Below are 15,435 nucleotides of genomic sequence, written 5' to 3'. Positions count from 1 at the left end.
TCGGAATTATGTAAAGTGTAGATAAAACCATAAAATGGGGTGTTCTTTATGTGTACTAGTTTGACATTAGAGACAAAAAACGGTCAGCATCTTTTTGCAAGAACGATGGACTTCACATTAGATATGAATCAAGAAGTAATAATCATTCCTCGACATTACCAGTGGAATAATATAACTGGTGAAATCATTAATACGAAACATGCTACGGTCGGAATGGGAATTAATCATCAAGGAAGGATCATTATGGCGGACGGAGTAAATGAAGCAGGTATGACATGTGCAACACTCTATTTTCCAGGATTCGCTACGTATAGTCAAAGCATAGATGACAATAAAACGAATTTAGCTCCATTTGATTTTGTGACTTGGAGTCTGACACAATTCAATTCTGTCAAAGAGTTAAAGAAATCTGTAGATAGCCTTACCTTTTTGGATATACCGTTACCGGATTTAGGACTTACGCCACCACTACATTGGATTTTGGCAGATAAATGGGGAGATTGTATTGTACTGGAGCCGACAAATGAAGGATTAAAAATGTATGACAACCCACTAGGAGTGATGACGAATAGTCCGGAGTTTAATTGGCATTTGCAAAATTTAAGACAATACATAGGTCTTAAATCGCAGCCATTCGCGCCAACAGAGTGGAGTAACTTACCATTAAGTGCTTTTGGTCAGGGATCGGGCTCAATGGGACTTCCAGGGGATTTCACTCCACCCTCAAGATTTGTGCGGGCAGCATATGGCAAACAAAACATTCAAGGTATAGATAGCGAAGAAGAGGGAGTATCAGCCCTTTTTCATATCTTATCAAATTGTGAGGTTCCTAAAGGTGGAGTAATAACAGAAGAAGGTGCATTAGATAATACCATATATACAAGCGTAATGTGTATGGAATCCGGAACATATTATTATCATACTTACGATTGTAGACAAATTATAGCTGTTCATTTATTTCATGAAAATTTAGATACAGATGAGATTAAAGCCTATCCGTTCCAACGGAAACAAAAAATATTTTATGAAAACTAAGTAGCTTTGAAACAACATTTGGTAATTTTTTAAATATATATAATAGGGCAATAATGACCTATATCATTCTTGGCTACTTCTTTAACTTTGTGATACATCATAAATCTACTCCTTTCTCCAATGACTCCAACGAGAAAAATTTTATTGGTAGGAGCATTGATAGTGGACTTTATTGCCTAATGTATTCGAATAGTATTATCCTGAATATGTCTGAAAACGCTAAGAAACTTATTTTTTAATTAAACTAGCTTTTATTTCTTCTAGAAGTGCTAATAAATTGCTACTAGGTAAAATAAATATGGACGTACTTTATTTATAAATAGTTAAAGAACCAAAAAGGTATGGAAACTATCCATACCTTTTTGGTTCTTCTATTATCTATGTATAAAAAAGCGCTGTATATCAGCACTTTTTAAAAGTACATGAGTTGTATAAGAAAGACTTATATATTACCTATAACTCTGCAAGGTCTAATATAGATTCTTATTTGATTAATTGTTATAAGAGCCTATACGCTTATTTATTTTTATTATTATTAATTTTTTCCGTATATAGCACCTGCTCTTTATAATGCTTCTTAATTGGGAAAGTATGTGTACCAGAGCCGTTTTTGAAATTTTTATTGATGGGGTTTTTTAGAGGGATTGTTGTAGTTTCGGTAAATTCATATGGGTAGTTTATTTTAGATTTATCTTCAAACATGAAAATGCCTCCTTTTAGGATTTCCTGAATTCTTTACTATAACATGATATGCATATAGATTTTTTTTGGACTAGTTATTTATAGAGGTTAATGGAATTTAATTACGTAACTACTGAAGTATTCTAAAGGAAAACAATTCGAGAAAGATATTGTATGAATAGCCGCTCACTATTATTGTTGTTTTTAGTTATTATGGTGTATTTGAAATTCACATAGCATATTGGTCTATTTAACAAGCTCTTTTATATAGTTTAAGTCAATTTTGCATATATATTCACCATAAATTGTTTTTATAATATGGTTTATATAGGTTTTTCCTGATAATATAATGCGGAATATTATAGTGTTATTATGTTATTAGGAACATTTAATGCTGTTTCATAACTGAAAGGGAAATGAAAAAAAACTGAAACTTTTCTCATAAAAATTCAATCTAACTTGAAAAATGAAAGGAAAATGAAATTTTCCAAAAGATATTCTTTGTTAAGATAAAAAGCATACATAAATAAAGTGTTGACATATCTTAAAAATGTATTTTCAAGATATAGTGGGGGAAAAGATGAGAATAGAAAAACAATTAATAAAAAAGATGTATTATGAAACATTTCTAATGGAGAATGTAACAAAACCACCTCTTGACGTGCTTGGAGAAGCTTATATAAACGAAGAAAAAAATGAGATTTCTGATGGATCTTATATTCGTTTTGCGCAAGGTGAATTTTATTATCAGCATCAAGATTTTGAAGCAGCTATTTTTAAATGGGAGAAGGTTAGTAATGAATTAGCACCATGGGCACAAAAAAATATTGCGGATGCTTATTTCGAACTGAATCAATTAGCAGTTGCTGAAAATGTTTATACTTCCATTGCTACTGATAATATAATATTGATGACAGAAATTAGATTACAATTACTTTCTCTTTACATAGAGCAAAATAATTTTGACTCAGCTTTCGCTGTTATTAAAGAAGCGGTTTCTTTAAATCCGGATTATCCGAATGTCACAAAAATTGCCCGTTCCTTTTATGAGGAACAACAAGATTTTGATAGTGCAGTAGAGCTTGCTGTGAATGAGTTAATTCGAATAGAATCTTATCCATGGTTTGAGGTGTTAAAAGGATATATCGATAAAGGATGTACTAAACATATTTCACCAGATTATTTTTATGATGCATTAGTTACATTAAATAATGTAGATCAAGTACAATTTACGCAAATGGTTTCATCACTTTGGAACAGTTATAAAAATGAACAAAATTACTTATTGTGGCTTAACACAATAAATGAATTTTTCTTACATATTGAAATAGAGTCGTCCGATATATGGGACAAAATTTCTTCTCTTTACGAAGAAACGTACTTTGCATTAATTCAAGGGCAATATATGCTTAGACAATTACACGATATCATTCCAAGTCTTTTAACAAATTGGTTAAAAGTAGTCAATCCGTCTTATGCTGTATTTCCATCAGCAGCTGTATTGGCATGGGATGAAATTTTTCCTACCCAAATAGATTCATCCAATATAAAACGTGCAGAAAACCTACTGTCATATTCTATGAATCATGTGAATGCTTTAGAGTACAGTCTACATCTTTTTGAATCTATTACACAGTGGGCACAAAAGCACAATATAGAAATAGGTCAACGATTTAGATGGTTAGTTGACGAACTTGCAGATTTAAGAACAAATCGTATTTTAGTAACAGGAACTTCAGGGAACGGAAAAACTACATTTATCAACTCTATATTAGGAGAAAATATATTAGAAAAATCAATTTCAAATGTAGTAGTTTTAAAAAATGATGCTCATACAGAAATTAACGTCATAACAGATGCTGCAATTACAACAACGGAAGATATCTCTGATTATCATAATATGATGTCTCAGCACCATCAAACGTATAGAGATAGAGCATGTGTTGAATTTAAATTACCATGTAGATTTTTAAATGAAAATAAACTTACATTTGTAGTCACACCTGGATTTAATAGGAATAATGACACTAGGGATGAAGTATTTGAATATCTAAATTCTATGGATGAATTATTGTTTGTATTGAATGCGGATTCACCGTTTACTGATAAAGAGCGTGATATTTTATTAAGCATTCAAGAACATACACCAAATTTACAAATTCATTTCTTATTAAATAAAATCGATAACATTTACAGTGAAGCAGAAGTGAAAAGAGTATTACAAGATACGGCAGCGAGAATAAACACATATTTCCCGCAAGCGAGAATTTTTCCTTATTCTTCGTTATATACAAGTAGTCAACAATTAAATGAGTTAACTGAGTTTATTCATTTTAACTTTAATCATAAAAATATTGATGCAGAACGTACTGAAAAGCTATTGTTCTTCATCCGAAAAACAATTACATATCTTTTAAATAAACGTGTTGAAAAAGAAAACAATCTCGTGGATGCTATTAAGTGGAATGAAGATATGATAGTGAAACTAAACGGTAGCATGAATAATCTTACTGCATTTGAGAGGGAGAAAATTCATTTCATTACACAGTCATATCGTACAATGAAAACGGAAATTATAAATGATCTTACTGAAAATATACCGAAGATATTACAGAGCTGTTCTGATTTAATGAGTGAAGAAAGTGATTTCGGTCATATGGATAAGGAACTAAATAAAGCAATGAATGAAAGAGTGCATAAATATTTAGAACAAACTGTATTACCTTATCTTGCTCTTTCTATGCAAAATTGGATTGCAACTTCTCATAATGAGCTCCTTCAAAGTCAGTCTTACTTAGAAGAACTTAGTGAAGGACTTAATTCTTTATTTGGAGAAAATCGAATCCAGTTAGAATGTGACTTTAAAGTGCTTGACGATTGGCGCAGAGATACTGACAGAATGACGACTAGCATACAAATGGATGAAGTAAATATTTTACGTCGATTTACGCCAGCGCAATTTTTACTGAAAAGTGCCGGTAAATTATTTGGAGTTCTTCCTAAAAATAAAACTATGTTATATAACAAATACAAACAGTATGTAGAAAATGAAGATTATACCGAGGTAACGGATTCTATTATGAAGAAATTTTTCTTGCAATTTGAGCTATTTGAAAACACACAAGAGCGAGATATTCATATATTCTTTAGGAATCCATTTAACTGTTTGAAACAAACTGTAGAAAATATGCAACTAGAAATACAAGAAAAACAAGAGATGTTACATAAAATGAAATCAAATCCTGAAGTCTATCATGATTCTATCATGCTCTTTGAATTGAGATTACGTCAATGTGAAGTGATTCATACTTATACAGATGTAAGTTTAGAGACAAGCGTAGAATAAAAGTGAAATATATGAAACTGCATCATGTATTAGAAGAGAATAAAAGGGAGCAACTGTAATGAGTTGCTCCCTTTTCATATTTACATTATTTTTCAGTTTCTTTAATTTTAGTTTGTACTTCACCAGTTTTAATTTTATTACTTTCTGAGAAACGTAATAAATCGCCTTCAATAATTTTGTCAGACATTCGTAATTCATTTTGTGCACGGTTAATGAGTGCTTGAGCTTCTTTTTTTGGTAAATCTACAATTTCACCTGTTATGCGGTCATAGAAAGTGTTGTTTTTGTATGCGTATTTGTCTGTAATGAAGCTACCATCACGTAAAACGACAAAACCGGTATATTCATCTGAAAACATATCATGACCAAAACGAATATCGTTCGTAGTATCAATCCCTAATAAATTGAGAATAGTAGGTTTCATATCGATTTGTCCCGTAGGCTTTGAAATCGTTTCACCTTCTGTTTGGCCAGGCATATGAATATATAAAGGTGTGCGTTGTAAATTCAGAGTATCAAATTCTGTTATTTGATCTTTTTCTAAAAACTGTGCCATTGCACGATTATGTTTTTCAGAAATGCCATAATGATCACCATATAAAACAATAATAGAATCATCATACATTCCCTCAGCTTTTAAACGCTCAATAAATTTTTTTATGGATTCGTCTAAGTAACGTGCTGTTACGATATAACGATCAAACACGCCATTACCAGAGTCATATGGTTCAATGAATTTAGTATCTTCATCATACGTAAATGGATAATGGTTTGTTAAAGTAAGGAAACGAGCGTAAAATGGTTGATCAACAGTTTTTAATATATCTACTGATTGATCAAAGTACTCGATATCTTTTAAGCCCCAATTTAAATTTGTTTCAGGCGTAATTTTGTAATCAAGTTCATTATAGTAACGATCATAACCGAGAGCAGAATACATAATGTTACGATTCCAAAATGTTGCATTATTCGCATGGAATACAGAAGTGAAATAACCTTGCTGACGTAAAATTTCTGGCGTCGCAGTATAATCATTGTTACCGTGTGTGAAAAATACAGCTCCTCGATTTAATGGATATAACGACGTATCGATTAGAAATTCAGAATCGGATGTTTTTCCTTGCCCAGTTTGGTGGAAAAAGTTATCAAAGTAATAGCTTTCATTTATGAATTCATTCAAAAATGGTGTAACTTCTTGTCCGTTAACTGTTGCGCCGATTAAAAAGGTTTGCAAGGATTCAAGAGTGACAACAATTACGTTTTTTCCTTTCGCTACACCAAACATGTTAGGATTTGGCTCACTTTCGTTTGCCTTCACGTAGTTTTCTGTTTCTTGTAATTTGCTACTATCAGCAAGTGCCTTTTGTGATCCTGCTTTTACTTGCAGTGTTAAATCATAAACTTGATGCGTGTATAGTCCTAAATTTTTAACAAGCATGACCCGGTCAAACGATCTCGTTAATAGTTCAGGTCGTTCTTTTTCTGCAAGATGTAGATTTGCAAAAAATACACCAACCGTTAAGAGAAAATATACGAAGCATGCCGGATGCGTTACACGTCCTGTTTGAAAGACTAGTGCTTTCTTCTTTAATAAAATAAAGAAGAAAATAATGTCTACGAATGCGAGTATAATTTTGTAGTTCAATATTTCTATAATACTACCGCCTAGTTGGCCAAAGTTTGATGTTTGTCCAAGTACTGGTAACGTAACGAAATCACTATAAAAATCATAGAACATTACATTTCCAACAAGTATGATTGTTAATAAAAAATTAATACACAGCGCGATATAATTTCGCTTTTCACCGATTGCAAATAATGCTAATCCGACAAAAGCTAATGATGCAGCGAGCGGGCTAATAAACAAAATAAGCTCTTGTGTAGAAGATTCAATTTTTAAATCAAAACTGAATCTTGTAATAAGATATGTTTTTAACCATACTCCTAAAGCAATTATTAAAACAAAGCTTATATTTTGCATTTGTAAATTGATTTTATTTTTCATTTTTACTCCTTCTTTTTGTAATTTATTTAACTTGTGTTATATATTATGTTTTTATAACTATTAGAGTATGCTGAACCATTTAGCTAATGGTTTCTAAAGGTAATAATATAAAGTATTCACATACGTACAATGAGGAATTTTAAAGCGTAAATCTATTTTTTAGAACAGAGCAGAAAAAGTCATAGTTGTAGTAAAAAATACTTATAGACATCCTAACATATTAAACACTATGATGATGTTACAAAATATCGAACAAATGAAAGTGGAAATGAATAGAGGATTTTAAAACTGTTGACATTCAATTTGTTAGAATTGAATGTCAACAGTTTCACATACATAGTTATGTTACATATGTATCTCTTAAAATCCCGATTCTTTATGAGATAATCGTTAGCGGGGGAAGGATAAGGTACATAAATAAAGCGTTGTGAAATTTAAAATATTTAATTGGTGTCTTAATGAAAGAATTTAAACCATAGATAAATATTTTCCAACATACAACCCACTTGCAGCAGCTTGAGATAATGAATGAGTGACGCCTGAACAATCTCCGACTAAAAATAGCCCATGTATACTCGTTTCAAAATAGTTATTGAGTTTTATCGTAGGAGTATAAAACTTTCCGTCAATTCCATATAATAAAGTATCTGTATCGATCGGTTCTTGGATAAATTGTTCTAAGCGTAACAAAAATTCTTTAAGTCCTTCAATATATAATGGAGGAATTTCTGTATTCAAATCTCCATAATCTCCTTGTAGTGTAGGCTGTATACGGTTATGTTTCATGTTGTTCGCTGTTGTAGGTTCTTTTTTTAGTAAGTCCTCTAAGCGCTGTATAACAATTCGATCTCGTCCTTGGTTAATGTTTTTAATAATTGAGCTTGCATACAGATTTGCTTCTTTGAGAGTTGGAAAATAGCGTGGGATAAATAAAGTGAAATTTAAGTTAGGTGTGCCAGTTCCTTTCTCTCGAAAATTTTGACCATCAGGCATAACTAAACCTTCTTCGTACTTTCTAATGATGCGTCCTTTTGGATTCATACAGTACGTAGTTGCTGTGAAATCTTCCTGCTCATAAGAAAGTTTCGTCTCGAATGTATCTTTTAATATAGATCGTAATTGGTGTTCTTTCATCTCTACTCTAATACCTAAATCTACACGAGTTTGTTCTTGAGAAATATTTAGAGAAGTACACATTTTTTTTAACCAGTTTGCTCCGGAACGCCCAGTTGCAAATACTAGTTGTTTAGATTGAACTGTTTCTTCATTTGTCTCTATTGTAAAATGATCTTTCTGTTTCATAATATGTTGTACATCTATATGAAATTGTATATTTATTTTCGGAAGTAAAAATTCATAGAGTTGATGAAAAATGTCACTTGAAAGGGTAGTACCAAGATGCCGTACTTCTGTTGTTAGCATTTGCAAACCACAAGCTTCAGCTCTCTTATTGAGAGTTGGATTTTCTGTAGAATATTTTGAAACAGAGCTTCCTCCGAACTGACATAGAATTTCATCTACTTCAGCCATAAGTTGTTTAAAGCCTTCTTTACCGACTTTTTGCTCAAGTTCTCCGCCGAATCCATTTGTATAATTAAATTTCCCTTCAGATTTTCCCAGCCCGCCAAACCCGAAATATTTATCACATGTAGTACAAGTACACGCTTTTCCTTCCTCTAAAGGACAATGGCGATCTTCTAACGCTTTCCCTTTATCCAGAATTAAAACCTTTTTGTTACTTTTAGCTAGTAAATAAGCCATAAAAATGCTACTTACTCCAGCGCCGATAATTGTAACATCATACATATTCTTTCACCTGCTAACGAATAGTTTGTTTTTTATTTTTCTAGTGTATAACAATTTTATGAAGTTAAGAAATAGCTTTTATGAATAAAGAGGGAGTTTTTGAACTTGATGCTTTCTTAATTTTTCAGAGTGGTGGAGTAAATACAAATTTTTTATTTGAAAGAAGAGATAGTTTTAAAAGATCACTGTGTCATATGATTAATAAAATCTTACATATAAAAAAACAGACCTTTTAAGTGAAGAGGTCTGTTAATGATTTTAAATGTTATTTAGCGAAGACGTGGTTACCAATTACTGCTACTGTTTGACGTGTCGTAATCCATTTGTCTGTTGATGTTTTTGGATTGTAGAAATAAAGCCAATCAGAATGTATTCCATTTGTGGAGATAGCCTCTTCTACTGCCATTTTTGCTTCTGGGCTTGCAGGATGATTAATTCTTCCATCTGTAACAGGAGTAAATGCATATCCGTATTTAATAGGTTCATAAATAACGCCTGTTATTGTATTTGGAAACCCGTTTGCATTTACACGGTTTAGGATAACTTTTGCTACAGCCACTTTTCCTTTATACGATTCGCCACCTGCTTCAGCAGTAACTAAGCGTGCCATTAAGTCTTTTTCTTTTTCTGAAATGCTTGAGTTGATTTTCAAATGTTGTCCTGTATAAAGCTTGTTTCCGACTGTATTGTTAATTTGTTTTATAGATTGAACGGTAACATTGTAACGCTTTGCTATCGTTTCTAATGAGTCTCCCGATTGAACTTGATATATAATTTGGTCACTAATGTTTGCAGGTTTGACGTTTTGACGAACGGTAATTTTATTTGAGTTCGTGGCACCTGGAATATGTAACTGTTCGCCAATGAAAGTTTGATCGTTTCCTTTATGATTTGCCTGTTTAATGGATTGTATTGAAACGCCGTATTGTTTACTAATGCCCCAAAGTGTATCATTCTTTTTTACTGTATGAATGGTAGAAGCCTCAGCTGTACTTTGACTACATATGAATGTAATTGCAGCCGCAGATAAAGGGATTATATGTTTTATTTTTAATAATTTCATTGTAAATCCTCCTAAGAAAAAATTAAGGTGAAGCTGTTCAGTAATGTAGTTTTGGATATTTATATACTTAATATATTAATGTAAGTATATTAGCACATATAAAATAAATAATCATTATAAGTTTCTTATTCATGTATTGTAGAGTTCTAATATGAAATATTGCATATGAAAATACATTGAAGTTCATATTGCTGATTACTATAATCTATTTAGTAGAAAGGGAATATGTTATATAAATAAAATCATTATAAATTAATATAATGATTAATAGTTGTTAATAGGAGGATGGATGTAATGAAAATATTTCAAAAAATGTGTGCGTCAACTGTAATCATTACAACACTTTTAGGAATAGGAGGTACTGTCAATAGTGTACATGCTGATTCTATAGAACAGCAGAGTAAATTAGGAATAGACCAAGAAACAGATAAGCAAATCATTGTAAAATTTAAAGCGGATTTGAAATTTCCATATGAAGATGGTATTGAAAAACAAATACAATCTCAAACGAACGACAAAGTACTAGAAGATCTTTTGGTAGAATATCCAGATGTAACATTCACGCGTTTATTCACATCTGTAAGTCCAGAGGAAATAGAAGACCTTGAAGTGAAAGCACCCAATAATGTATCTACAAGTTTATTAAACTACTATATTCTTCAAACTCAAAATGGTGAGCAGAAAGAAGAACTAGTAGATAGGTTAAAGAAATCTTCTTTAATAGAAGATGTGTATATGAAGAAACAAGAAAAAATAACGCCACCAGAAGTGCAACCATCAAGTGTATCTCTTAGTCCTAATAACAATCCTAGATTTAAACAACAAGGTTATTTAGAAGCAGCACCATACGGTATTAATGCGCCCTTCGCCTGGGAAGTTCAAGGCGGTAAAGGAAATGGTATAACTTTTGTTGATATGGAATATGGATGGTTATTAAATCATGAGGATTTAGTACATCAAAATATTGAATTAATGTCTGGAATAAATATAGATCAACATGTCGGTCATGGGACGTCTGTACTAGGAATTGTATCCTCTGAGGACAATGAAGTTGGTAATATTGGGATTGCGCCAAAAGCGAAAGCAAAGGTTATCTCTCAAATAAGAGATAACGGACAGTATAATACAGCTGATGCAATATTAAGTGCTGTGAATCAGTTAGAAGCTGGGGATGTTTTATTATTAGAGGCACAAGCTTCCTTTGATGGATATGGTGATAAATATTTACCTGTTGAGGTACAACCAGATATCTTTGATGCAATTCGTGCCGGTACAGATAAAGGTGTTGTCATTATAGAAGCTGGAGCAAATGGTTGGAATGATTTAGACCAATTTAAAGATAGAAATGGTAAACAAATTTTAAATCGTAATAGTAAAGATTTTAAAGATTCAGGTGCAATTATGGTAGGAGCGGGTTCTTCATCTTTCCCTCATGAGCGTATGTGGTTTTCGAATTATGGCAGCCGTATTGATGTGTATGGATGGGGAGAAAACGTAGATACAACTACAGCAGAGCAAAGTCGAAGTGCTGTAAATCTTTATACATCTAGCTTTAGTGGCACGTCGAGTGCGTCACCTATTATTGCCGGAGCAGCGACTTTAGTACAAAGCATTGCGAAAGAAAATTTAGGACAACCATATAGACCGAGTGAACTAAGAGCAATATTAAGCAACCAGAGCACAGGAACAAAATCTAAAGATCCATATGCAGATAAAATTGGTGTTTTACCAGATTTGAAGTCTATACTAGTTAACTTAGGGTATGGACAAAGAAAACCAAACGGTGGGAATGAGTTACAAGTAACAGAAAATGAACCAAATAATGAACGTATACAGGCAAATAAAGTTAACTTTCATACACCGGTGAAAGGGACACTACATAATAGTGATAGAGTAGATGTATTTACTTTCCAAATTGACTCACCAGAAAATATTACTATTTCTCTACTAAATGAACAAAACATTGGGATGACATGGGTGCTTCATCATGAATCAGATTTAAATAACTATGTAGCATATGGTGAAAATGAAGGAAATGTAGTGAAAGGAACTTATAATGCAAAGCCAGGTAAATATTATTTATACGTCTATAAGTATGAGAATAAAGATGGTTCATATGTATTGAATATAAAGTAAACGAAAGGAGCTTCAGATGAAGTTCCTTTAAATTTTTCTAATTCAGGATATATGAATGTTTTTTAACTTTATTTCTATGCAATATTTCATACTTATGAAATGATATTTATTTTTTACTCACTAGATTATATTATATTCAATAAGTTTGATATAAAACAAAAAAAGGAGGAATAATAATGAGCAGTAAGAAATTTATTTTGAAATTATTCATATGTAGTACGATATTTATCACATTTGTATTTGCTTTACATGAGAAGAGAGTCGTTGCAGCTAGCTCTGTTAATGAGCTTGAAAATTGGTCAAAATGGATGCAACCTATACCTGATAATATCCCGTTAGCACGAATTTCAATTCCAGGAACACATGATAGTGGGACGTTCAAGTTGCAAAATCCGATTAAGCAAGTATGGGGAATGACGCAAGAACATAATTTTCGTTATCAAATGGAACATGGAGCTAGAATTTTTGATATAAGAGGCCGTTTAACAGATGATAATACGATAGTTCTTCATCATGGGCCATTATATCTTTATGTAACCCTACACGAATTCATAAACGAAGCGAAACAATTTTTAAAAGATAACCCGAGTGAAACAATTATTATGTCTTTAAAAAAAGAGTATGAGGATATGAAAGGAGCAGAAGGTTCCTTTAGTAATACGTTTGAAAAAAATTATTTTGTTGATCCTATCTTTTTAAAAACAGAAGGAAATATAAAACTTGGAGATGCTCGTGGGAAAATTGTACTACTAAAAAGATATGGCGGTAGTAATGAATCTGGAGGATATAATAATTTTTATTGGCCAGATAATGAGACGTTTACGACAACTGTAAATCACAACGTAAATGTAACGGTACAAGATAAATATAAAGTGGGTTATGATGAGAAAGTAAAATCTATTAAAGATACGATCAATGAAACGATGAATAATAGTGAGGATTTACATCATCTATATATTAATTTTGCAAGCTTGTCTTCTGGTGGTACAGCATGGAATAGTCCATATTACTATGCCTCTTATATAAATCCTGAAATTGCAAACTATATAAAACAAAAGAGTCCTACAAGAGTAGGTTGGATCATTCAAGACTACATAAATGAAAAGTGGTCACCATTGCTGTATCAAGAAGTTATAAGAGCGAATAAGTCATTAATAAGAGATTAAAGATGATGAGAGTAAGAAGCGATAAAATACGTCCTTCTTATTAAAAAACAGTGTATCTTGTAAATGGAACAATTTTTGAGTTATCTCAATCGATGTTTCATTATGAAAAGGCTAAACTTTTAAATCAAATTAATTTCAAATGAAAATTAGCATAAATAATCCTGCAAAAAAGCAACTGATCATAAGTGTTCAGTTGCTTTTTATTTTTAAAGTGGATGAGCAAAAAAACATAAAAGTGGTTGGTCCGTTTTTTGTAAACATCTATTATGATAAGAGAAGAAAGGTAGTATGTTATTAACGTTTTAAAGAGGAAATTCTTAATAAAAATAGACTGGCCTTAGAGAGGTGAAAATACTATGAGCTTTGCGATTTCACTAGTCGTTATTATTGTAATTGGATCACTGTTTGGAACCGTACTAGTTGCACGGAATGTGGAGGAGAATTACGGCAAGTCTACAAAAAGAAATGTGAAAAACTTATCAACTATTTATATTATCCTTCTTTTCGTACTACTTGTTGGGGTAACGTGGTATGCGGTAATAATTTGATAGTTTGTAACAGAACTGCAACGAGAGTATGAAGCTGGAATTTCAGAAGCTATCGAGTATTCAGAAACGGAGCTATTTTAATATATCCATTTTAGGATGAGAAAATGGGACTAATTAATACTATTTTTACGGTAAATACTGTTAGTAATAAATTGAGGATAGTTAGCTTTGAAAGGAGGCAACTATATGGAATGGAAACCAAATCGTGCAGATAAGACGCCTGTATATAAACAAATCGCAGATTATATTGAAAGGGGTATTTCTTCGGGTGAGTTTCCTTCTGATAGCAAGTTACCTTCTGAGCGTATGTTAGCAAAAGAATTACAAGTGAACCGGAGTACGATAGTTGCTGCATATGAAGAATTAAAATCACTTGGAGTAGTAGAACGGCAAAAAGGAAGCGGAACACGGGTGAATACAGACATATGGGGTGTGTCACATAAACGAATACCGAACTGGGGTAGGTACGTTGAGGATGGATCGTTCTTACCTAATGTACCACTCGTTCAACAAATTCGAACGGAAACGCAAAAAGACGACTTAATTAATTTAGCGAGTGGTGAATTATCACCAGAATTAATTCCAAGTGATAGATTCCGAACGATCTTGTCGGAGAAAACATTTATGGAAAACCTCGGTTATGACCATCCACTTGGAAATGAAATGTTGAGAAAAACAATTGTAGCACATGTTCAGCAATATAAACAAATTGAAGCAGATTCGAATTCTATTCTTATTACATCTGGAGCACAACAAGCACTTAATCTTATCGTTCAGTGCTTATTAAAACCTGGTGATGCGATTGCAATTGAGGACCCTTCGTATTGTTTCTCATTGCCGATGTTTAAATCTGCTGGTTTAAAAATATTTCATTTACCTGTTGATCAGCATGGAATGAATCCAGATGACCTAATTGATTTGCATAAAAAGCATCGTATTCGCATGGTATTTTTAAATCCAGATTATCAAAATCCAACGGGAACTGTGCTGTCATTAGCAAGACGTAAAAAGATTTTAGAACTGTCTTCTGAATTTGGTATACCGATTGTAGAAGATGATCCGTATAGTTTAACGTCCTTTAATGGAGAAGTGAATCCAACATTAAAATCAATGGATCAAAACGGCAATGTTCTTTATATAAGTTCATTATCAAAAATTGTTGCATCAGGATTACGTATTGGCTGGGTAATTGGCCCAATGCGTGTAATAGAACGTTTAGCGGATGCAAAGCAGCAAGTTGATTTTGGCCATAGCGTATTTACGCAGTGGGTGGCAAATCAATTTTTAGAATCAGAAGATTTTCATGCACATATTACAATGCTCCGCGGACAATTGAAGGAAAGAAGAGATGCGTTAATTAGAAAGCTTGAAGAAATATTAGGGGACCAGGTTGAATTTTTTGTTCCAGAGGGTGGAATACATTTATGGTGCAAAGTGCAAGGAACATTTGATGAATATCATTTATTAGGTGAATCTATACGACACGGTGTAGCGTTTGTCCCGGGGAGTGTTTTAGGTACTAAGAATGAATATATTCGTTTTACTTTTGGGAGAGTAAATGTCGAACAAATTCAACTGGGAATTACGAGGTTTGCAGAAACATTAAATGAGATTTCATAATAGTGATACGTAATATTGAAATGAGGGAA

The 15,435-nt window shown here is 32.4% G+C and carries 10 protein-coding genes and 1 pseudogene; 7 read left to right on the top strand and 4 right to left on the bottom strand.

Annotated elements, in window-relative coordinates; translation table 11 throughout:
• Positions 1 to 48 precede the first annotated feature (48 nt).
• The gene (locus MR147_RS15020; RefSeq protein ID WP_061131611.1) at positions 49 to 1,035 is read left to right on the top strand and encodes a choloylglycine hydrolase family protein; all 987 of its coding nucleotides are present in this window, start codon (positions 49 to 51) and stop codon (positions 1,033 to 1,035) included.
• 516 nt (positions 1,036 to 1,551) lie between these two features.
• Here MR147_RS15020 and MR147_RS15015 read toward each other — a convergent pair.
• Positions 1,552 to 1,737: a hypothetical protein gene (locus MR147_RS15015; protein WP_000461128.1), complete on the bottom strand. Its 186-nt coding sequence runs from the start codon at positions 1,735 to 1,737 to the stop codon at positions 1,552 to 1,554.
• Positions 1,738 to 2,266: 529 nt separating this feature from the next.
• Here MR147_RS15015 and MR147_RS15010 point away from each other — a divergent pair.
• On the top strand, positions 2,267 to 5,062 hold the full coding sequence (locus MR147_RS15010) for a dynamin family protein (RefSeq protein ID WP_242304481.1): 2,796 nt from the start codon (positions 2,267 to 2,269) through the stop codon (positions 5,060 to 5,062).
• An 85-nt stretch (positions 5,063 to 5,147) separates the two neighbouring features.
• On the opposite strand, the gene MR147_RS15005 is transcribed toward MR147_RS15010, so the two are convergent.
• From MR147_RS15005 to MR147_RS14995, 3 genes are all read right to left on the bottom strand, one after another.
• On the bottom strand, positions 5,148 to 7,067 hold the full coding sequence (locus MR147_RS15005; protein ID WP_242304480.1) for an LTA synthase family protein: 1,920 nt from the start codon (positions 7,065 to 7,067) through the stop codon (positions 5,148 to 5,150).
• 468 nt (positions 7,068 to 7,535) lie between these two features.
• Entirely contained in the window at positions 7,536 to 8,873 is a 1,338-nt protein-coding gene (locus MR147_RS15000) for an NAD(P)/FAD-dependent oxidoreductase (protein ID WP_242304478.1), read from the bottom strand.
• A 265-nt stretch (positions 8,874 to 9,138) separates the two neighbouring features.
• Complete coding sequence (locus MR147_RS14995; RefSeq protein WP_071727215.1) at positions 9,139 to 9,936, bottom strand: cell wall hydrolase; 798 nt, start codon at positions 9,934 to 9,936, stop codon at positions 9,139 to 9,141.
• Positions 9,937 to 10,230: 294 nt separating this feature from the next.
• On the opposite strand from MR147_RS14995, the gene MR147_RS14990 reads away from it, so the two are divergent.
• The 5 genes and pseudogenes from MR147_RS14990 to pdxR all read left to right on the top strand — a co-directional run bounded on the left by MR147_RS14990 (position 10,231) and on the right by pdxR (position 15,406).
• Positions 10,231 to 12,072 (top strand): S8 family peptidase, encoded by a 1,842-nt coding sequence (locus MR147_RS14990; protein WP_242304476.1) that lies wholly within the window; start codon positions 10,231 to 10,233, stop codon positions 12,070 to 12,072.
• Between the two features lie 176 nt (positions 12,073 to 12,248).
• A complete protein-coding gene (plcA, locus tag MR147_RS14985; RefSeq protein WP_242304474.1) occupies positions 12,249 to 13,238 on the top strand; it encodes a phosphatidylinositol diacylglycerol-lyase in 990 nt (329 codons plus the stop codon).
• A gap of 47 nt (positions 13,239 to 13,285) precedes the next feature.
• Positions 13,286 to 13,381 (top strand): annotated as a pseudogene (locus MR147_RS14980) (GntR family transcriptional regulator); the annotation flags it as partial.
• A gap of 213 nt (positions 13,382 to 13,594) precedes the next feature.
• A complete protein-coding gene (locus tag MR147_RS14975; protein WP_000006450.1) occupies positions 13,595 to 13,786 on the top strand; it encodes a hypothetical protein in 192 nt (63 codons plus the stop codon).
• Between the two features lie 186 nt (positions 13,787 to 13,972).
• Positions 13,973 to 15,406 (top strand): MocR-like pyridoxine biosynthesis transcription factor PdxR, encoded by a 1,434-nt coding sequence (gene pdxR, locus MR147_RS14970; RefSeq protein WP_242304472.1) that lies wholly within the window; start codon positions 13,973 to 13,975, stop codon positions 15,404 to 15,406.
• The last annotated feature ends 29 nt before the right edge of the window (positions 15,407 to 15,435 follow it).

The sequence above is a fragment of the Bacillus cereus group sp. BfR-BA-01350 genome (genome assembly GCF_022663775.1).
In the GTDB taxonomy this organism is placed as follows: Bacteria; Bacillota; Bacilli; order Bacillales; family Bacillaceae_G; genus Bacillus_A; species Bacillus_A paranthracis.
Note: the sequence above shows the minus strand (reverse complement) of the source record. Positions and strands in the feature narration are given on the sequence as shown.

Coding starts and splice junctions, on each gene's coding strand:
- MR147_RS15020 (WP_061131611.1), top strand. CDS start 49: ATGTGTACTAGTTTGACATTAGAGACAAAAAACGGTCAGCATCTTTTT.
- MR147_RS15015 (WP_000461128.1), bottom strand. CDS start 1,737: ATGTTTGAAGATAAATCTAAAATAAACTACCCATATGAATTTACCGAA.
- MR147_RS15010 (WP_242304481.1), top strand. CDS start 2,267: ATGTATTTTCAAGATATAGTGGGGGAAAAGATGAGAATAGAAAAACAA.
- MR147_RS15005 (WP_242304480.1), bottom strand. CDS start 7,067: ATGAAAAATAAAATCAATTTACAAATGCAAAATATAAGCTTTGTTTTA.
- MR147_RS15000 (WP_242304478.1), bottom strand. CDS start 8,873: ATGTATGATGTTACAATTATCGGCGCTGGAGTAAGTAGCATTTTTATG.
- MR147_RS14995 (WP_071727215.1), bottom strand. CDS start 9,936: ATGAAATTATTAAAAATAAAACATATAATCCCTTTATCTGCGGCTGCA.
- MR147_RS14990 (WP_242304476.1), top strand. CDS start 10,231: ATGAAAATATTTCAAAAAATGTGTGCGTCAACTGTAATCATTACAACA.
- plcA (WP_242304474.1), top strand. CDS start 12,249: ATGAGCAGTAAGAAATTTATTTTGAAATTATTCATATGTAGTACGATA.
- MR147_RS14975 (WP_000006450.1), top strand. CDS start 13,595: ATGAGCTTTGCGATTTCACTAGTCGTTATTATTGTAATTGGATCACTG.
- pdxR (WP_242304472.1), top strand. CDS start 13,973: ATGGAATGGAAACCAAATCGTGCAGATAAGACGCCTGTATATAAACAA.